Origin of the sequence: Methylobacter sp. sgz302048 (assembly GCF_052162025.1) — a bacterium.
In the GTDB taxonomy this organism is placed as follows: Bacteria; Pseudomonadota; Gammaproteobacteria; order Methylococcales; family Methylomonadaceae; genus Methylobacter.
The window spans coordinates 130,625-148,429 of the sequence record NZ_CP197401.1; the positions used below are offsets into that span (position 1 = coordinate 130,625).

Below are 17,805 nucleotides of genomic sequence, written 5' to 3' on the forward strand. Positions count from 1 at the left end.
ACCTCACTCGGTCCGCAGCGCCTCCAGCGGCTCCAGCCGGGCCGCTTTCATGGCCGGGGCCACGCCGGCGATGACGCCGATCATCAGGGATACCAGGAACGCCGCCGCGGCATAGGTCCAGGCCAGTTGCACCGGCAAGGCGGGCAGGGCGGCCGCGATAAGCTGCACCGCGGCGATGCCGGCCAGCACGCCGACCAGTCCGCCGGTCGCGCTCAACGCCAGCGCCTCGGCCAGAAACAGCCGGAAGATCGTGCGCCGCTCCGCGCCGATGGCCCGCAGCAGGCCAATTTCCGAAGTCCTTTCCGACACCGCGATGGTCATGATGGTCAGGATGCCGACCGAGCCGACCAGCAGCGAGATGCTGCCCAGCGCCGCCACGGCCAGGGTCAGGATATTCAGGATCGAATCCATCTTTTCCAGCATCTGGTTCTGGGTCACGATCGTGAAATCCTCCAGGCCGTGCCGTGCGATCAGCAGCCTTTTAATGGCTTTTTCCAGACGCGCGACCGGGGCATCGCTTTCATAAAGAATGTCGATTTCCATGAGGCTTTCGCGATCGAACAGCGCCAGCGCCTTGGCGGCCGGAATGTAAAGCGTGTCGTCCATGTCAAAGCCCAGCAGCTGGCCCTTGCTTTCCATGACGCCGATCACGAGATAGCGGTCGGTGCCGACGCGGATGCGCTGGCCTAGCGGACTGCCCGTGCCGAACAGTTCCCGCGCCAGCTTATGGCCGAGGACGGCCAGTGCGCGTGGGTTATCCTGCTCGCCGGCAGGCAGGAAACTGCCCAAGGCGACCTTGATCCGCCAGACCATTGGCACGGCCGAGCCGACGCCCAGCACATTCGTGCGCCGCTGTTTGTTGCCGGCTTCGACGCGGGCGTTGCCCTGCACGAGCGGCGAGACGGCAAGCACGTCGTCCAGCCGCTCCAGGCTGCCGGCATCGGCCAGCGACAAGGGGCGCACGGTGCTGATCGTGGCGCCGGACAGGCCGAAAGTCGTGGTCCTGCCGGGAAAGACGGCGATCAGGTTCGTGCCGAACTGGGTAAATTCGCTCAGCACGAAGGCATGGATGCCGCGGCCGATCGAGGTCAGTATCACGACCGCAGCGATGCCGATGATCAGCCCTAAGGCAGTCAGGCCCGAACGCAGCTTGTGGCTGATGACGGTCCGGTACGACAAGGCGATCAGGTCGACAGTGCGCATCGTTACCTCCTCGCCAGGGCGGCCACGGGGTCGAGGCGTGCGGCCTTCCGGGCCGGCAACACGCCGAATACGAGTCCCGTGAACAGGGACACGCCCAGCGCCGCCAGCAGCGCCCAGACCGGCAGGATGAACGGGAAGTTGGGATACAGCGCCTGCAGCACCCACAGCGTGACGCGGCCCAGCACGACGCCCAGGACCGCGCCGGCCAGCGACAGCAGCGCCGCTTCGGTCAGAAACAGCGCGATCAGCTGGCGTTTTGTGGCGCCTAGCGCTTTCAGCAGACCGATTTCGGCCGTCCGCTGCGTGACGCTGACCAGCATGACATTCATGACCAGCACGCCGGCCACGGCCAGGCTGATGCCGGCGATGCTGGCCACGGTCAGGGTCAGTGCGGTCAGTATCTTGTCGAACGTGCTGACGACGCTGTCCTGCGTGATCAGTGTGATATCGTCCTCGCCTTCGTGCCGGGCCTTGATGATGGTTCTGATGTCCTCGGCGGCCTGAACCATGGCCTCCTTGGATTTAGTCTCGACCAGAATCCGGAACAGCGAGCTGGTATCGAACAGCGCCTGCGCCGAGGCGACCGGAATGATGACGATTTCATCGAAATCGGTGCCGATGGACTGGCCTTCCGAGGCCAGCACGCCGACCACGCGGAAACGGCGGTCGTTGATGCGCAGCCATTCGCCGACCGCTGGCTTGCTGGGGAACAGTTGTTCGCGTATGGTCTGGCCGATCACGCAGACCGACATGGCTTTGTCGGGTTCCGCCTCCGGCAGGAAGCGGCCCTGCGCCATGCTCAGATGGCGCACGCGGATCAGGGCATGCGTCGAACCGAGGATATTGGTTTCGCGCTCCAGGCCTTCCGCCGAAACCGGCGCGGAACCGACCGTTACCGGCGCGATGGCGGCCACATGGGGGCTCCTGAGTAGGGCATAGGCATCGTCCAGCGTCAGGTCGCGGGGCGTCTCGCCGAACATCGGCGGCGCAGCGCCCGTCGTTTCGGTGCGTCCCGGCAGCACGATGACCAGATGCGTGCCCAGCGATTCGAACTCATTGATGATATAAAGGCGGGCGCTTTCGCCCAAGGCCGTCAGCACCGTCACGGAAGCCACGCCGATGCTCATGGCCAGGATAATCAATATGGCGCGCAGGCGTTGCGCTCGGATCGCGCCAAAAGCATGAATTAAGGTGTCTTTGAAAAACATGGGCTAACTCCTGTGGCCTTGGCCGTCCGCGCACAGACATGAACGGCCAATCAGGAGTAGCCTAACCGAACTGCGGCCGGTTAAAAAGTGATTTTGCCGTAAACGGTCGCGTAGGCGGCGTTATCGCGCAGTTTTTTGTAGACGACCTGCGGATACCAGGTGCCTGAGGTCGACGGCAGCGCCACGATCAGGTCGGCGCGCTGGCCCGGCGAGATGTCGAGGCTGGTCACGGTCTTCGGCGTCGGCAAGGCCCGGCCGTCGCGGATATAGACCGTGAACGGCTTCAGGTTGCCGCCCGTGTCCTTGATCTGGAACGTGGAATTGGTCGAATGCATGCCGACCAGGCGCAGCGCCACTTTCTTGTTTTTGGCCGCGGCCAAGGTCATGGCCGGCGCGCCAGTGGTTTTGCCTTCCTTGCCGGACAGCAGGAAATACTGAGGGTTGTAGTCGGCGAACACGGTCGAATCGCCCGTGGCGGTGTGATAAGCCGGGTCTACCGTGCTTAACACATAAACCTGCGAGTAATCATAGGCTGTGGCCGCATCCTGATTCAGCCGATTCATGAAGTTGCCGGACCCGTCGCGCGGGCGCACGATGATGGCGCTGTACATGCCCATTTCCAGATGCTTGACCGTATGCACGTGGCAATGGTACGGATAGCTGCCTTCATGGCCGGCCGACGGCGCCCAGGTATAGGTGTCGCCGGTGACGCGATTGCCGTTGGTTTCCGGCACGCCGTCCTCATCGGTCTGCACGTCGGCGCCGTGCAGATGGACGGTATGACCATTGTACGGGGACATTTCTTGCGGCGTCATCATGTTCACGTTCAGCGTCAGGTTCAACGTGTCGCCGGCGCCGATTTCAATAACCGGGCCCGGCACGGTGCCGCCGCCCATCATGCCGCCACCGCCCATGCCGCCGCTGCAGTCATAGTAGCCCCAGAACCTGACCGATTGGCCGCTCAGGGTCTTGCTCAAGGAACCGACGCAGAGGCTTTTGTTGATGGTCGCCGCTGATACAGGGGATGCAGCCAGGCCCAGAGCGCTTAATAATAAAATAGGTGCTGTTTTTTTCATGGCTTTCCTCCTGGCTTAGTGCATCATGATCATGGTGGCGCCGCCGTTCAGGTACACGCCGTTGGCGGTCTCGGCCTGGGCGGTATGGACATGCATCGGGTATTCGCCATACTGGTTGACGGTATAGAGCACTTCGGCCACGCTCATCGGCGGCACATTGATCGTATCCCACTGTTCAAACGGCGTCGGCTGGCGTACGCCGCTGACATTGATGACTTCAAAGTGGTTGCCGTGGAAATGCAGGGAATGGCTGAACTGGCCGGCGTTGACGATGCGCACCAGCGTTACTTCATCCATCATGCCCATGATCATGGTGTTGTGGTCCATCATGGCATCGAAACCGCCCAGGCCGTTGAGCATGAAGTAATTGGGCTTGTAGACGGCCGTATCGACGTTGCCGCCGGTTGAGGCCACGTCGTTCCAGCGCGGCTTGTCCATATCGCTGATGACCCAGATCCGCTCATGGTCATAAGCGGGGCCGCCGGTCCAGGCGGTATTGCTATTGTCGGCCGGGCGCACGATCAGGGCGCCGTGCAGGCCCATTTCGCGATTGATATTGTTGTTCAGCGTGTCGCTGTAGAGGTAGCTGCCTGCTGTCGGCGCGGTAAACGAATAAATTTTGCTGCCGTTGGCGGCGATAGAATTGGTATCGGTCGTGACGTTCTGTACGACGAAATTGTGCGGCGCATTGCGGTGGTTGTAGACGGTCACGTTGACGGTGTCGCCTTCATTGACGGTCAAAGTCGGTGCCGGCACGGCCGGCAGGCCGGCTGACTCGCCGTAGCCCCATATCGACAGGGTCGTGCCGCCCGCGCCGGTAATGGTCAAATCGCCGTCGTCGATGTGCAGCGTAAAGTTGCGCTCGGCGGCATCAGCCGCGCTGTGCCCGAGCAGCAATAAAACAGTTAAACCGAGCTTTTTCAGCATGCTTGTCCTTCCTTATTTTTGTAATTATAAAATTACAACTAAGGGCAATAAGCGTGCCTGCTGAATATGTTAATAAAAACAATGGATTAGAGATTGAGCATTGTCTGTCTTAAAAAAACTGTGTCATATGCCGCAGTTTTAGTGTGGCATATGACACAGTCGATACTATGAATGCACCTGCAAAAACAGGGCAAGGATTACATGCGGTCGCGTCTCATGACCAGCGCCGGCCCGCCCTGAGTGGCGGCATAACGCTGCTTGATGGCCTGCGCCAGCTGATGCACGGCCATGGCATACTTGTCGCTGTTGTTGTAACGCTTGATCACCTTGAAATTGGGATAAACCTGCCAGAACTCATTGCCTTCATAAGTGCTCAGGGCAATGGTCGAGGCGCTGTTGCGGCCATGAGCCTGATGCGCGACGGGTTTGCTGGGCTGCCAGCCGCTGCGCGAGAAATAGTGCGCGACGCTGCCGATCGCATCATGCTGATTCCACAGATTGCGCACGCCGTTGTTATCGAAATCGACAGCCAGGCGGCGGAAGCTGCTCGGCATGAACTGTCCAAGGCCCATGGCTCCGGCCCAGGAACCGACCGGCTCAAAAGGTTCGAAGCCTTCCTCGCGCGTCATGAGCAGGAAGTTCTCCAGTTCCGTGGCAAAAAACGAGGCGCGTCTCTCGGTATCGAACGCCAAAGTAGCCAGGGCATTGAAAATGCAGGTCTTGCCGATGTTGCGGCCGAAGTAGGTCTCGACGCCGATGATCGCGACGATATATTCGGGATCGACGCCATAAGTGGCGCTGGCTCTCTGGATCACGTCGGCATTTTCAGCCCAGAACTCGGCGCCATGGGCGATATGCTCACTGGTCAAAAATTTGCTGCGGTAGCGCGACCAGCTGCCCGGTTTCGGGATACTGGGGCCGGAGCTGGGACCTTTCTGGGCATTTTCAAGGCGGATCACGGAATCCAAGCGTGTGGCCTGCGAGAACAGGGCGTTCAGATACTTTTCCGAGAAACCGTGTTTTTGCACCATGTGCCGGATAAAGGTATGCACGGGTTGGGAGTAGGCATAAATCCCGGTCAATGCATCGGCTGAATGGACAAGGGAGGACGTGGATTTTCGGTAGGGTTGAAGCGGCGGGATTGTGTTTTTTCCCGTTGTATTAGGCTGGGATGGAACCCGGTTCTGCGGCTTCATAGAGCCCAGCGTATCGGAGCGGTAATTCTCCGTATCACTGGCACAGCCGACGAGCAGCAAGGTCAAGGCCAGTTTGGCTGCCCTTTTATAAACTACATTTGTTATTAGCATGATTTTGTCTTCTTATTGATTAGCGGTCCCCATTAAAAGAGCACCATTACATCCATACGGCACGGAAAATCCGTCCCGGCTCCAATTAACAGAGATAGGCCTGCGCTAACGCAGCTTGATCCCTAAGCTAATTATTGGCTATTTCATCGTTATTGTTAAGCCCGCGCTGCAAAAAAACACCCGCTCGCAGTGCTGCCCGATTAATTGCGCAGCCTTGCCTGACAGGTCCGCAAACCGCCGCGCCAAAGGGTTGTCGGGAATGATGCCGAGCCCGACTTCATTGTGCACCAGCACCATATCGCACGGCAGTTTCAGCACCGCTTCCAGTTCGTTCAGGATATCGGCCTCGCGGTATTCGTGATGCAGCATGTTGTTGAGCCACATCGATACGCATTCGATCAGAACGGGCTTGCGGCAATCCTTCAGTATCTCGAACAGCCTGACGGGTTCTTCCAGCGTGTCAAAAAAATCCTGTCGGCGCTGTTGGTGAATGGCGATGCGTGCTCGCATCTCGTCGTCGAAAAATTCGGTCGTGGCCAGATAGTAAGGCTTGAGGCCATCGGCCTGCTGCAATATATAGGTTTCGGCCAGTCGGGATTTGCCGCTTTTGACTCCGCCTACGAACAGCGTCTTCATGTCAGCAAGGCTCCCGCTATCAGGATTCCCAGCACGATAAAATTAATGCCCGTTTTCATGTTTAATGCCTGTTTCAGTGTTGTTTGGTTGACCGGGTTGATGGCAGAGCCCAATACCGGCTTGTGCTTGATGCGGCCATGATAGCTGGCGTCGCCCCCTAGCGCCACACCTAATGCGCCGGCCATGGCCGCGATCGGGAAACCGGCATTGGGGCTTTCGAGCTTGCCGCCGTCGCGCCGGCAACATTGCCAGGCGCGCTTTTTGTCATCGGCCAGCGCAATGATCAGCAGCGCCGTCAGTCGGGCCGGCAGGTAATTGGCGATATCGTCCAGCCGGGCTGCCACCTTGCCGAAGTAAAAATAGCGCTCGGTCTTGTAGCCGATCATCGAATCCATCGTATTGATGGCTTTATAGACGGCGATGCCGGGCAGCCCGAACAGGACCAGATAAAACAGCGGCGCGATGACGCCGTCGCTGAGGTTTTCGGCCCAGGTTTCCAGCGCGGCTTTATGGACTTCCGTTTCGGTCATGGCCTGCGTATCGCGGCTGACCAGATAGCTCAACGCCTGCCTGGGGTTCTCGGCCGTCAGCAGGCCGGCAACGCTGGCGTGCAGCATGTGCATGGCCAGGCCGGTCGAGGCCAGCACGGCCAATATCGGCAAAGACAGCCAGACTGGCAGCCCGCCGGCCAGGTTAGCCAGCGTGACGGCTATCGACAGCGTCAGCGCCAGCAGGCCGAGCACGAGCAGGGCGCCGGTCATGATGCGGCCTTGGTAAAACCGCCGCTCGAAGGCCGAAATGAAATCGCCCATCCACATCACAGGATGCTTGCCGGGCAGCTCGCCGATGGCCAGATCGAGCAGATAGGCCAGTAACGCCAGTTCAAAATACATCGGTCAGCCCTGCATAAATGTAGGGTACGCACCGCGTACCCTTTTCAAAGTCCCAAAAGGTACGCGGTGCGTACCCTACACAACGGATTTTTATAGCCATATCAATCCTGCAACGCCGCCAGAATCGCCGCTATATCCAGTTGCTGCGCGACCATGTCGGCAAAGCCCTGTATTTCAGCTTCGCGGTAGGCTTCATAGTTGTAGCCCCGGTAGGCCGGACTGATGGCTTTGAGATAAGCAGTGCGAAAGTCGTCATTATCGAAAATGCCGTGCACATGGGTGCCGGCGACATTTTCCTGCCGATGCGCCAAAGGATAATTGGCCATGCGCCCACAATGAATCTCATAGCCCTTGATGGCCGGGCATGAAAACAGATCGTATTGCCCGCGCTTCAGTATTTTCGGGGTTTTATAGACCACCGTATCATCGAACAGTCCCAGGCCTGTTTCGCTGCCGGCAATTTCATGCTCAAGGGCATCGGGATCATGCAATGTCTTGCAGAACATCTGATAGCCGCCGCAGATGCCGAACACCGGTTTTTTAAGCCGCCGGATCTCATCGAACAAGCCCTGGGCTTTCAGCCAGTGCAGGTCGCGGATCACGGTCTTGCTGCCCGGCAGCAGCACTATGTCGAACTCGGCCAGCGGCCGGTAGGCTTGGATCAGTTCCACATGCACCTCGGCATCGGCCATCAGCGCATCGAGATCGTTGTAGTTTGCCAGGCCCGGATAGGCGATCACGGCGGCGCGGATTTTGACATCGTTCAGTCGCTGCCGGTAATTCTGCAGCGACTGCGAGTCTTCCATGTCGATATTCAAAGGGTGGAAAGGCAGTACGCCCAGCACGGGCACGCCGAAACGCTCGCGGATGATCTTCTCGCCCTCGTCAAAAAAGCGCCGGTCGCCGCGGAATTTGTTGACAACGACGCCGATCAGATTGGCGCGCATGACCGGGTCCATCAGCGCCAGCGTGCCATAAATCGACGCGAAAACGCCGCCGCGCTCGATGTCCGCGACCAGAATGTTTTTGGTGTTGAAGGTCTTGGCGATGAAGGTGTTCGACAGATCCTTGTGCAGCAGATTCAGCTCCACGGGCGAGCCCGCGCCTTCGGCGACAATCAGGTCATAGGACTGCTGCAAAGTCGAAAACGCCTGCCGAACCTGCTGTTTCAGATTGTCGATCTCATCGTAATAGGCGGCGATCGACTCGTTTTTGTAAACCTGGCCGTTGACGACGACCTGCACGCAGCCGTTGCCGTGCGACTTGAGCAGCACCGGATTGAACAGCACGCTGGGCTCGACGCGCGCGGCCTCGGCCTGCAGGCATTGGGCACGCGAAATCTCGCCGCCTTCCTGCGTGACGGCCGAATTGTTCGAGACGTTCTGCGCCTTGAATGGCGCGACGCGCAGACCGCGGTCGGCAAAAATGCGGCACAGGGCCGTGACCAGCGTGGTCTTGCCGGCATCCGAACTGGTGCCGAAAACTGCTAAGGGTTTCATTTCAATAATCGCCTAAGGGTTTTTATTCACCACGAAGGACATAGAGAACACGAAGTTTATATTTTCTTCGTGTCCTTCGTGATCTTCGTGGTGAAAGTTAAAGATCAGAATTTATCGCCTTCAAACGGCGCGCAAGCTCGGCAATGGCTTGTCCGTCCTTGACGGCAAAGCGCACATGGCGGCGGGTCAGCCCGGCAAAATTATCGCAGACGCGGATCAAAAGGCGCGACGGCGCGAGCTTTTCCTGTAATTGATAGCCGTCCATACTGGCCAACTCCGCTAGCAGGAAATTGGCTTGTCCGTCATAAATCTGCCGGAACAGGCCGCAATCCGACAGGGCCTGATGCAACTGCTCGCGCAGTTGGCGGGTCTGCCGGCGAGTCTGTCCGATAAAGGCCGTATTGGCCAGCGCCTGCTGCATGTAAGCCATATCGAGGCTGGACAGCTTCCAGGCCGGCTCCAGGCCTTTCAGCGCTTTGATCGCCGGGCTTGCCGCCATGACAAAGCCGATGCGAATGCCGGCACAGCCGTAAAACTTGCTCAGCGACTTGATCAGGTAGAGCTTGTCGTAATCTGCGATATAGTCGGCGATTGATTCAGCCTCGCAGAAATCCAGAAACGACTCATCGATGATAACCGTACAGTCGGCGGCCTGCCATTTGGCCAGCCAGTCCTTCAGATCATAAAGACGCCCATCCGGCGTCGACGGATTCACGAAAATGATCGTGCTGCCTCTGGGAATCTCGGCATTCGGATTGGCAAGTCGATCGACACTATGCAGCCGGCAGCCGAGTTCGCCGGCGATATGCGCATATTCGCCATAAAGCGGCGCGTACAGCACCAGATCGTCGGGCTTTAGAAAGCGCAGCAAGGCAAAAATGGCCGCGCTGGCGCCGTTGAAGACTTCGATGTCAGCGCCGGACGGACAAGGATAGCGCTGTTTCAGTGCTTGTTTCAGCTGGCTGTAATGCGGATCGGCATAGGGACCGAGCTGAACCTGCAGCAGACAGTCCAGCGTGACCGCTTGTTGCGGATTGATGTTGGCCGAGAAATCCAGCACCTGCTCAGGCAGGCAGCCCAGACTTTGGGCAAATTGGTAAATATTGCCGCCGTGCTTCATTAATAAACTGATGTCATGCAATGGTTAAAAATTTTACCACGAAGGTTATGAAGCGTAGATACCGTCTTGTTGCCCATTATGCAAGCGCAAAATTGGGGTCGAAAGGTTTATTCGATTTCAGGATGGCAAAGGCGATATGGACGAGTTTGCGCATTGAAGCACAGGCGATGGCCATGTCATTCTTGCCGCGTGCAGCCAAGCGTTCGCGGAAAAGGCGGATGACGGGATTGTGTCTTCCCGCGACCACGGCGGGCATGTATAGCTTCGCGCGCAACATCGGATCACCCATCTTGGAAATGCGGGTTTTGCCTTTCCACTTGCCGGATTCGTTCAAGGCGGGATTGAGTCCAGCAAAGGCGACAGCTTGCTTGGCGGTGGTGAAGCCGTAGTGATCGCTCAAAGCGACCATGAGGTGGGCAGAGGAGGCTTCGCCGATGCCAGGAATCGTTTCCAGCAAAGCGCGCCGGTGCCTGAGATCAGGGTCTTGATCGATAAGACGTTGAACGCGTTCGCGTGTGGTTTTAAGCGCCTGCTCCAGATGTGCCAAGACGGCTCTGATGGATTCGGCAATCGTGGGGTCAGCCGTATCCAGTCTGTTTTTCTCCATTTGCTGCATTTCCAGCAGGTCTTCGATCCGGCGTAATAAGGCTTGCAGTTCGCGGATATTGGCAGGTGGCGGCGTCCACAAAGGCGGTTTCTTTTCCTGGGCATACCGGGCGATCAGCTTGGCGTCAGCCTTGTCGGTCTTGATTCGGCTCAATTCGCTCTTGGCGAATCCCTTGATTCTGGCAGGATTGACGACAGCCACCGGATAGCCTGATTGGGCCAGGCATTCGGCCAGAGGGATGCTGTAGGCGCCAGTCGCTTCCATGCAAACCGAGGGCTTGACGCCGCCGAACGTCGTCAGCCAGACGATCAAAGCGGCAAAACCTTCCGGCGTGTTGTCGAATTTTTTATGCTTGTATTTGCCGTTCTCCAGGCGGGCAACATCGAATTTATGCTTGGCAATATCCACACCAACCGTCACTTGGGACATCTTTAAACACTCCAAAAAACTATATAAAATCAATAAGATCAATTTTAAGGCATACGCCTGGTTCAGCCTTAGATCATACAGGCTCTCCCGGCGAAACGGGGGCCTACGCATACCGTACGAACTTATGAGGCGGATGAGGGAAACGGAGAGCGAAATCTACGCAGCAGGCTCGAAGCCTCAGGGTACGCCCGGCTTCTCCGCTTCCCGCCCGGTGATCAGCCGGGGATTTTATCCCTAATTGGGTAAAATCGAGATATAAGGGTACGCACCGCGTACCTTTTGAGAGTCTGGTGCGTCAAAAAAAAAATTGAGAATGGTACGCGGTGCGTACCCTACAAAGCTTGCTTATAAGTTGATGTAGTCAATATAAGTATATTCATCGCTGTGCCGCAGTTTATGCACGGAGCCGGCATCGATGCGCAACTGAAACGAGTTGGCCAGCGGTATATTCAGGGCGCGCGCCAGCAAGGCGCGAATCACGCCCGCATGGGTGATGACCAGCACCTGTTCAGCCTTGACGACGGACAGATCCTGCCAGAAACTGCCCGCGCGCGCGTACAGGTCTTCGAAATTCTCGCCGTTGGGCGGTGCGGCCTTCACAAAATCATTGGTCCAGTTCTGCATGGCATCGGGGTCGATATCGTCGAAGCGCAGCCCTTCCCAGTCGCCGAAATGCAGCTCCTTCAGGCGCGCATCGGTGGTCACGGTTGTCGAGAAAGTCTTGGCCAGCTCCAGGCAGCGCGTCAGCGGGCTGCTGAACACTTTGCAATCGGCATCGAATTCGGGCAGCTTGTCATGCAGATCCTGGGCTTCGTCGTTAAAACTGTCGGCCAGGCCGACATCGCTGTGGCCATAGCAAAGCCCCGGGTCCGCGGCGGTGTTGGTGTGGCGAATCAGATAAATGTCCATAAAGTACTCATACTTAAATAAAAAATGGTTTCAGCGAGCTGCTGGCTGGCGCCGAGGCAATCGCCGGTGTAGCCGCCGATACGGCGGTAAAAGTAACGGCCCAGCAGCCCGTTGGCGGCCAGCACGGGCAGGATCGCCAGCCAGCAGATGGCCGGCAGCAATAATAAAGGCAATAAAGCCAGGCTCCCGGCAAACAGCAGATTGCTGCCAGAGAGCCTGAAAACGGCGGCGCCGGCCTTGCTGTCGTCGATGCGCGCGTAATCGTAACGGCGCATGATCAGCAAGGGCGGCAGCCGACTGAAGCTGTGCCCAGACAGCAAAAGCCAAGGCACGGCCGCTGCCGGCAGCGCGCCAAGCAGGCTGATCTTCAGCGACAGCAGCAGCAACAGGCCGAGCGCGCCATAGGTACCGGTCCTCGGGTCTTTCATGATCTCCAGGATACGCTGTTTGTCGAAGCCCGCGCCGAAGCCGTCGCAGACATCGGCGAAGCCGTCTTCATGGAAGGCGCCCGTAACAAAAATGCCCGCAACAAGGGCCACGATGGCTGCTGTCTGCTGCGGCCACAGCCAATCGGCCAGATAAAAACTCAATGCAGACAGGCCGCCGACCAGCCAGCCGACTAGCGGCAGATAAACTGCGGCTTCAGGCAGCCGTTTGTAATCCAGCGCTTGGGGCGCGGGCAGGCGCGTGTAGAAACCGAGGGCCAGCAGGAAAAGTCTTGGATGGGGCATGACTGTCTTTCAGGCTGTCCAGTCTTCGGTAGATAAATCTGCAAAAACAGTTTGGATATCGGTAAAAATTTTGTCGGCGCTGACCAGCATGCAGTTTTCCGTGATTGCGGTCGAGATCATCATCAAGTCTATATTGTGTTTTTTAAGATTCTCTTGATTGAGGTTACGCAAATCCTTGATGGATTTTTTCAACAGACCGAAAAGCTCAGCTCCTTGGGGGGTTAAGGGTAAGCAGCAAAAATCTTTTTGCACTTGAATGATTTTTTGCCGGATACGGACTTTTTTACTTTCCGGCGCATTGGCGAAACCATATTCAAATTCATAGAGCGACAGTATCGAAAAACAGACTTTGTCGGCATCGGTGAGCGTCGACAGGCGCTGCAGAATTTTAGGGTGCGCCGGGGCCGAGGCGTTATAAAGGTCTGAAAGTGTATTGGAGTCGAGTAAATAATTCATTCGGACTTAAAGGCAAAATCTTGCTTGAATTCTTCCATATCCTGCTTGAATTGCTCGGTATGCTCTTCCAGATCAATAGGGTTTTCGGCAATGCGCTCGGCAAGTTGGGCCCATTTTGATGGTTTTTGCCGTGCTTCCAGAGCGCGACGGATGGCTTCATAAATGAATTGGTCAGGATTCGGTAAATGGTTGATTTCTTCAACCATTTCATGGGGTAAATTGATAATGTGCTGCATGGCTTTATGCTCCGGTTACGCAATTGTATAGTCGATGGTCAATAGGATGCGAAACTCAGAAAGGAATTCACTGCCAGATTAACCTATTGATGGAACTTATTAAAGTTTCCGTTGCGTATTAATTATTTTTAATGATCGACCCCGGCCTCATCAAATGAAGCCATTTCATTCAGCATCAGTACGGCTGATTGCAGCAGAGGGAAGGCCAGGGCAATGCCGGAACCTTCGCCGAGCCGCAGATCCAGATTGATGAGCGCCCGGGCATTGAAATGCTTCAGCAGCGCCTGATGGCCCTGTTCGCGCGAGACATGGCTGAACACGCAATAATCGAGCACCTCGGGATGCAGCCGACTGGCCACGAGCAGGGCGCTGCTGGCGATAAAGCCGTCTACCGGGATCAGCATGCCCAGTTCGGCCGCTTTCAGGTAGGCCCCCGACATCATGGCGATCTCAAAGCCGCCGAATGTGGCCAGTACGGCTAACGGTTCGGTGATGTCCGGATACCGCTCCAGCGCCTGCTGCAGTACGGAAACTTTATTGCACAACTGCTCATCGTTCAGGCCTGTGCCGCGGCCTACGCATTGCGCCAACGGTACGCCTGTCAAAACATGCATGAGCACCGCGGCGGACGAGGTGTTGCCGATGCCCATTTCGCCAAAGCCGATGCAGTTGCAGCCGAGCTTGTGCTGTCTTGACACAATCTCCGCGCCCGTTTGCAGCGCTTCCAGGCATTGCTGTTCGGTCATGGCAGGTTCGGTCAGAAAATTGCACGTCCCTCTGGCGATTTTAGCGCTAATCAGTGACGGATGGCTGTCCAGATCGGCATTGACGCCGGCATCGACGACCAGCAGCGCCATGCCGTGCTGGCGCGCGAACACGCTGATTGCCGCACCGCCGGCCAGGAAATTGGCGACCATTTGCGCGGTCACGGCCTGCGGATAGGCGCTGACGCCGGCTTCGGCAATGCCATGATCGCCCGCGAAAATGATGAGGCAGGGCTTGTTCAGGCGGGGCGTCAGGCTGTTCTGGATCAGGCCGATCTGCAGCGCCAATGTTTCGAGATGGCCCAGCGCGCCCAGCGGCTTGGTCTTCTGGTCGATTTTATGCAGCAGGGCTGGGCGAAGCGCTGGCGAGAGCGGGGCGATGGAAAAATTTAGCGGCACGGTGTATTCCAGGTATTTTCAAACAATAAAGTGTCCAGGTCTTTGCGTTCGGCCCAGTGCGCCTGTTCCAGCATCGGCTTGTCGTAGAACTCGGCGACGTGGCCCAGGCACAGGATCGCTACGGGCTGGCTGTCTTCGGGCATCTTCAGCAGAGTCTTTACAGGCTCGGGCTCGAACATGGACACCCAGCCCAGCCCCAGGCCTTCCGCCCTGGCCGCCAGCCACAGGTTCTGTATCGCGCAGGCTAGTGACGCCAGATCCATGTCCGGCAGCGTGCGCCGGCCGAAAACGTATTGCCCGCGCCGCTCGCACAAGGCGGCCACCATCAGGACCGCGCATTCGCGTATGCCTTCCACTTTCAGCTTCATGAATTCGTCTTCGCGCTCGCCCAAAGCTTGGGCCGTATTGATGCGTTCCTGCTCGACCAGCGCGTGCAGCGCTAGGCGCAGATCGGGAACGCTGATGCGTACAAATCGCCAAGGCTGCATGAAGCCGACGCTGGGTGCATGATGCGCGGCCTGCAGCAGGCGCTTCAGGACTTCGGGATCGACCGGGTCGGGCAGGAAGTGGCGCATATCGCGGCGCTCGTAGATGGCGCGGTAGACGGCGGAGATTTCGTCGTCGGTGTAACGGTGTCGGGTCATGGTACTAATTAAATTTAAGCGCCGGATGTGGGGCGGCTTCGCCTGAAGCGCCTACTGTTGGCAGGCGCCTATTATCGCCCAGAATACATGGATGAGTCTAAATAACTAGAAAGTTTTTGTAGGGTACGCATCGCGTACCTTTTTCAAACTATTGATTTATTGCGGCTTTGAAAAGGTATGCGATGTGTACCCTACGATGCTTTTAGCGGCGGTAGGCTGGGTTGCTAAACCCAGCATTTCGGAGCCGCCGATGCCGGGTTTCCGCTAAAGCTCCAGCCCAGCCTACATAGGCTAAAAAAGATAGGGATGGGCGGCTTGAAACCCATGCACTTTGGCTTTCGGATTGAAAACCGGCGGCTGCCAGTCCTTGTTTTCCTGACCGGCCAGGAACCCGGCCAGCCACAGGGCCTGGTTGCGGATCGGCAGAATGAATGCGTATAGCTTGCCGTTCGGCAGTTCGGCGACATCGCCGAGCGCGTAGATATGCTCGTCAGAGGTTTGCAGCCGCTGGTTGACTTTGATGCCGCGGCCAATCTCCAGCCCCGCCTGCACGGCCAGTTCCGTGCGCGGCTTGAAGCCGGTAGCCACGAGCACGGCATCGAATGGGCTTGATACGCCGGTTTCGACGCAGACTTTATCGCCCTGCTTTGAAAAGCCCTGCACGGATTGATTGAGCAGCACCGCTACGCCCGAATCCTGCATGATGTTCAGCAGCGTGACCGAATCTTCCGGGACCAGCTGGCGCTCCATGAGCCGGTCCGCGGCATGGTACAGCGTCACCGGATCGCCCGAGACGGCCAGATCGGAAGCCACTTCGCAGCCAATCAGGCCGCCGCCGATCACGCCCCAGGCCGGCCGCTGATTGCGGTCCAGAAAGCCCTGCCGGAACCGGCGCAGTTTTTTCAGATCGACCAGATTGTTCAGACAGAAAAACAAGTCGCGGTAAGGCCTGAATGGCGGCGGGATGAAGGCCGCGGAGCCCTGGGCCAGAATCAGCTTGTCGTAGGGCAGCACAGATTCCTGATCCGGCCGCTTGACGACGACGGTCCGGTCGGCCCGGTTGATGGCCGTGACCTCGGCGGCGCTAATAATGTCGATATTCTCGTCGCGCAGCTTGTCGAAAGGCTTCAGGATGATGGACTGCTCGATGTTATCGGTGCTGAAGCCGCGCGACAGCAGCGGCCGCGAATAATAGCCGTCGTCTTCGCGCGTGATCAGCGTAATCTGCGCATCGGCCTGCAGCGCCCGGTATTTTTCCGCGAAGCTGACGCCGCCCACGCCGGAACCGATGATGACGATACGCATTGACTTACGTCATCAGCTGATAAGCGCTTTTCTCGGCCCCGCATTCGGGGCAGCGCCAGTCGTCGGGGATGTCCTCAAAGCGCGTGCCCGGCTGGACGCCTGTATCAGGGTCGCCTTCGGCCTCGTCATAGATATGGCCGCAAACGCTGCACTGGTATTTTTTAAAATCAGACATAGCCATTCCTCATTCATCTGTTAAAAAAGTTTTTCGCAACTCTGACTGTAGCACATCATTTTTAGTTTAGCTTTTTTTAAACGGCAGATAAGTCGCCGCATCCTGCTTGTAAAGCGCCACGGATTCCCGTTCCTCGGCCAGAAAGTGTTTCACGGCCTCGGCAAAGCGGACATCCTGAAGCCAGTGCGCCGACCAGGTCGTGACCGGTTCGAAGCCGCGCGCGATCTTGTGCTCGCCTTGCGCGCCGGAATCGAAGCGTTTCAGGCCGTGTTCGATGCAATACTCCAGTCCCTGATAGTAACAGGCTTCGAAATGCAGGCCACTGTATTCTTCATAGCAGCCCCAGTAACGGCCGTACAGCGTGTCGCTGCCGATCACGCTCAGCGCCGCGCCGACGTACTGGCCGTCTTTGACCGCCAGCACCAGCAATAACCGCTTGCCCATCGTGGCCGCCAGCTGCTCGAAAAAGGCCGGGTTCAGGTAAGGCGGCATGCCGTTTTTCAGATAGGTCATCGTGTAGAACTGAAAAAACGCCTGCCACTGCGCCGGGCTGACTTCCCTGCCGTTCAGCCGCTGCAATGCGATGCCCTGTTCGCCGACGCGCCGGCGTTCGCGCTTGATCATCTTGCGCTTGCCGGCGCTGAAGGTTTGCAGAAAATCGTCAAAGTCGCGGTAACCTTTGTTGAACCAGTGGAACTGCACGCTTTCGCGCAGGCTCAGCCCAAGATCGCGCAGCCGTTCCGCCTGCACAGCATCGGGAAACAGGCAGTGCCACGAGGAGATAGCGTCCTGTTCCGCACGCGCCTTGATAAAACCGGTCAGCAGACGCATGACGGCCAGCGCATCGGCGGATTCATCGATGACCATGCGCGGCCCCTGGCAGGGTGTGAACGGAATTGCAGTCAGCCATTTCGGATAATAGCGGCAGCCGCACTGCTGATAGGCGTGCGCCCACGGCTGGTCGAACACATATTCGCCGCGCGAGTGCGTTTTCAGGTACAGCGGCATGAAGGCCAGCAGTTTCTGATTCTGCATGACCAGCAAATGCTGCGGCGTCCAGCCCGTCTGGCTTGACGTGCAGCCGCTCTGCTCCAGCGCCAGCAAGAATTCGTGGCGCAGGAACGGGTAGTCATCCTTGACCAGCCGGTTCCAGGCCCCGGCATCCGCTTGCATCATACTCGCGATCGGTTTTACATCCATCTGTCAGCTAATTGATGTGTTTCTCAATGTAAATAAAGACAGGAATTCCGGCATCAAGTATCCAAAAGATTTTGCCGCGCT

19 protein-coding genes are annotated in these 17,805 nt (G+C 57.7%); all 19 read right to left on the minus strand.

Features of this window, described 5'->3' with window-relative positions:
- Window positions 1-3: 3 nt before the first annotated feature.
- The gene (locus tag ACTNE6_RS00635) at window positions 4-1,203 is read right to left on the minus strand and encodes an ABC transporter permease (RefSeq protein ID WP_442498256.1); all 1,200 of its coding nucleotides are present in this window, start codon (window positions 1,201-1,203) and stop codon (window positions 4-6) included.
- A gap of 2 nt (window positions 1,204-1,205) precedes the next feature.
- Window positions 1,206-2,411, minus strand: coding sequence for an ABC transporter permease (locus ACTNE6_RS00640; RefSeq protein ID WP_442498257.1), 1,206 nt, complete (start codon window positions 2,409-2,411; stop codon window positions 1,206-1,208).
- Window positions 2,412-2,491: 80 nt separating this feature from the next.
- Window positions 2,492-3,487 (minus strand): multicopper oxidase domain-containing protein, encoded by a 996-nt coding sequence (locus tag ACTNE6_RS00645; RefSeq protein WP_442498258.1) that lies wholly within the window; start codon window positions 3,485-3,487, stop codon window positions 2,492-2,494.
- Between the two features lie 15 nt (window positions 3,488-3,502).
- The gene (locus ACTNE6_RS00650; RefSeq protein WP_442498259.1) at window positions 3,503-4,414 is read right to left on the minus strand and encodes a multicopper oxidase domain-containing protein; all 912 of its coding nucleotides are present in this window, start codon (window positions 4,412-4,414) and stop codon (window positions 3,503-3,505) included.
- A gap of 197 nt (window positions 4,415-4,611) precedes the next feature.
- Entirely contained in the window at window positions 4,612-5,721 is a 1,110-nt protein-coding gene (locus ACTNE6_RS00655) for a lytic murein transglycosylase (protein WP_442498260.1), read from the minus strand.
- A gap of 138 nt (window positions 5,722-5,859) precedes the next feature.
- Window positions 5,860-6,357: a bifunctional adenosylcobinamide kinase/adenosylcobinamide-phosphate guanylyltransferase gene (locus ACTNE6_RS00660; RefSeq protein ID WP_442498261.1), complete on the minus strand. Its 498-nt coding sequence runs from the start codon at window positions 6,355-6,357 to the stop codon at window positions 5,860-5,862.
- Window positions 6,354-7,250 (minus strand): adenosylcobinamide-phosphate synthase CbiB, encoded by an 897-nt coding sequence (gene cbiB / locus ACTNE6_RS00665; protein ID WP_442498262.1) that lies wholly within the window; start codon window positions 7,248-7,250, stop codon window positions 6,354-6,356. The genes ACTNE6_RS00660 and cbiB overlap by 4 nt, the downstream gene beginning before the upstream one ends.
- A gap of 101 nt (window positions 7,251-7,351) precedes the next feature.
- Window positions 7,352-8,749 carry a cobyric acid synthase gene (locus ACTNE6_RS00670; RefSeq protein WP_442498263.1) on the minus strand — a complete coding sequence of 466 codons (1,398 nt, stop codon included), beginning with the start codon at window positions 8,747-8,749 and terminating at the stop codon, window positions 7,352-7,354.
- A 97-nt stretch (window positions 8,750-8,846) separates the two neighbouring features.
- Window positions 8,847-9,869: an aminotransferase class I/II-fold pyridoxal phosphate-dependent enzyme gene (locus ACTNE6_RS00675; protein WP_442498264.1), complete on the minus strand. Its 1,023-nt coding sequence runs from the start codon at window positions 9,867-9,869 to the stop codon at window positions 8,847-8,849.
- 76 nt (window positions 9,870-9,945) lie between these two features.
- Window positions 9,946-10,905, minus strand: a complete 960-nt coding sequence (locus tag ACTNE6_RS00680; protein ID WP_442498265.1) for an IS110 family transposase — start codon at window positions 10,903-10,905, stop codon at window positions 9,946-9,948.
- Window positions 10,906-11,250: 345 nt separating this feature from the next.
- Window positions 11,251-11,814, minus strand: coding sequence for an alpha-ribazole phosphatase (gene cobC / locus ACTNE6_RS00685; RefSeq protein ID WP_442498266.1), 564 nt, complete (start codon window positions 11,812-11,814; stop codon window positions 11,251-11,253).
- The gene (cobS, locus tag ACTNE6_RS00690) at window positions 11,799-12,545 is read right to left on the minus strand and encodes an adenosylcobinamide-GDP ribazoletransferase (RefSeq protein WP_442498267.1); all 747 of its coding nucleotides are present in this window, start codon (window positions 12,543-12,545) and stop codon (window positions 11,799-11,801) included. Before cobS ends, cobC begins: the two co-directional genes overlap by 16 nt.
- A 9-nt stretch (window positions 12,546-12,554) precedes the next feature.
- The gene (locus ACTNE6_RS00695) at window positions 12,555-13,001 is read right to left on the minus strand and encodes a type II toxin-antitoxin system VapC family toxin (protein ID WP_194971217.1); all 447 of its coding nucleotides are present in this window, start codon (window positions 12,999-13,001) and stop codon (window positions 12,555-12,557) included.
- On the minus strand, window positions 12,998-13,237 hold the full coding sequence (locus ACTNE6_RS00700; protein WP_442498268.1) for a hypothetical protein: 240 nt from the start codon (window positions 13,235-13,237) through the stop codon (window positions 12,998-13,000). Before ACTNE6_RS00700 ends, ACTNE6_RS00695 begins: the two co-directional genes overlap by 4 nt.
- Before the next feature lie 128 nt (window positions 13,238-13,365).
- Complete coding sequence (gene cobT / locus ACTNE6_RS00705) at window positions 13,366-14,400, minus strand: nicotinate-nucleotide--dimethylbenzimidazole phosphoribosyltransferase (protein ID WP_442498269.1); 1,035 nt, start codon at window positions 14,398-14,400, stop codon at window positions 13,366-13,368.
- Window positions 14,391-15,044, minus strand: coding sequence for a 5,6-dimethylbenzimidazole synthase (gene bluB / locus ACTNE6_RS00710; protein ID WP_194971214.1), 654 nt, complete (start codon window positions 15,042-15,044; stop codon window positions 14,391-14,393). The genes cobT and bluB overlap by 10 nt, the downstream gene beginning before the upstream one ends.
- A gap of 291 nt (window positions 15,045-15,335) precedes the next feature.
- The gene (locus ACTNE6_RS00715) at window positions 15,336-16,349 is read right to left on the minus strand and encodes an NAD(P)/FAD-dependent oxidoreductase (RefSeq protein WP_194971212.1); all 1,014 of its coding nucleotides are present in this window, start codon (window positions 16,347-16,349) and stop codon (window positions 15,336-15,338) included.
- 4 nt (window positions 16,350-16,353) lie between these two features.
- Complete coding sequence (locus ACTNE6_RS00720) at window positions 16,354-16,524, minus strand: rubredoxin (RefSeq protein ID WP_194971211.1); 171 nt, start codon at window positions 16,522-16,524, stop codon at window positions 16,354-16,356.
- A 66-nt stretch (window positions 16,525-16,590) separates the two neighbouring features.
- On the minus strand, window positions 16,591-17,724 hold the full coding sequence (locus ACTNE6_RS00725) for a GNAT family N-acetyltransferase (protein ID WP_442498270.1): 1,134 nt from the start codon (window positions 17,722-17,724) through the stop codon (window positions 16,591-16,593).
- Between the last annotated feature and the right edge of the window lie 81 nt (window positions 17,725-17,805).

Bases quoted from the DNA above. Each gene is read 5' to 3' on its own strand.
- ACTNE6_RS00635 (WP_442498256.1), bottom strand. From the start codon at position 1,203: ATGCGCACTGTCGACCTGATCGCCTTGTCGTACCGGACCGTCATCAGC.
- ACTNE6_RS00640 (WP_442498257.1), bottom strand. From the start codon at position 2,411: ATGTTTTTCAAAGACACCTTAATTCATGCTTTTGGCGCGATCCGAGCG.
- ACTNE6_RS00645 (WP_442498258.1), bottom strand. From the start codon at position 3,487: ATGAAAAAAACAGCACCTATTTTATTATTAAGCGCTCTGGGCCTGGCT.
- ACTNE6_RS00650 (WP_442498259.1), bottom strand. From the start codon at position 4,414: ATGCTGAAAAAGCTCGGTTTAACTGTTTTATTGCTGCTCGGGCACAGC.
- ACTNE6_RS00655 (WP_442498260.1), bottom strand. From the start codon at position 5,721: ATGCTAATAACAAATGTAGTTTATAAAAGGGCAGCCAAACTGGCCTTG.
- ACTNE6_RS00660 (WP_442498261.1), bottom strand. From the start codon at position 6,357: ATGAAGACGCTGTTCGTAGGCGGAGTCAAAAGCGGCAAATCCCGACTG.
- cbiB (WP_442498262.1), bottom strand. From the start codon at position 7,250: ATGTATTTTGAACTGGCGTTACTGGCCTATCTGCTCGATCTGGCCATC.
- ACTNE6_RS00670 (WP_442498263.1), bottom strand. From the start codon at position 8,749: ATGAAACCCTTAGCAGTTTTCGGCACCAGTTCGGATGCCGGCAAGACC.
- ACTNE6_RS00675 (WP_442498264.1), bottom strand. From the start codon at position 9,869: ATGAAGCACGGCGGCAATATTTACCAATTTGCCCAAAGTCTGGGCTGC.
- ACTNE6_RS00680 (WP_442498265.1), bottom strand. From the start codon at position 10,905: ATGTCCCAAGTGACGGTTGGTGTGGATATTGCCAAGCATAAATTCGAT.
- cobC (WP_442498266.1), bottom strand. From the start codon at position 11,814: ATGGACATTTATCTGATTCGCCACACCAACACCGCCGCGGACCCGGGG.
- cobS (WP_442498267.1), bottom strand. From the start codon at position 12,545: ATGCCCCATCCAAGACTTTTCCTGCTGGCCCTCGGTTTCTACACGCGC.
- ACTNE6_RS00695 (WP_194971217.1), bottom strand. From the start codon at position 13,001: ATGAATTATTTACTCGACTCCAATACACTTTCAGACCTTTATAACGCC.
- ACTNE6_RS00700 (WP_442498268.1), bottom strand. From the start codon at position 13,237: ATGCAGCACATTATCAATTTACCCCATGAAATGGTTGAAGAAATCAAC.
- bluB (WP_194971214.1), bottom strand. From the start codon at position 15,044: ATGACCCGACACCGTTACACCGACGACGAAATCTCCGCCGTCTACCGC.
- ACTNE6_RS00715 (WP_194971212.1), bottom strand. From the start codon at position 16,349: ATGCGTATCGTCATCATCGGTTCCGGCGTGGGCGGCGTCAGCTTCGCG.
- ACTNE6_RS00720 (WP_194971211.1), bottom strand. From the start codon at position 16,524: ATGTCTGATTTTAAAAAATACCAGTGCAGCGTTTGCGGCCATATCTAT.
- ACTNE6_RS00725 (WP_442498270.1), bottom strand. From the start codon at position 17,724: ATGGATGTAAAACCGATCGCGAGTATGATGCAAGCGGATGCCGGGGCC.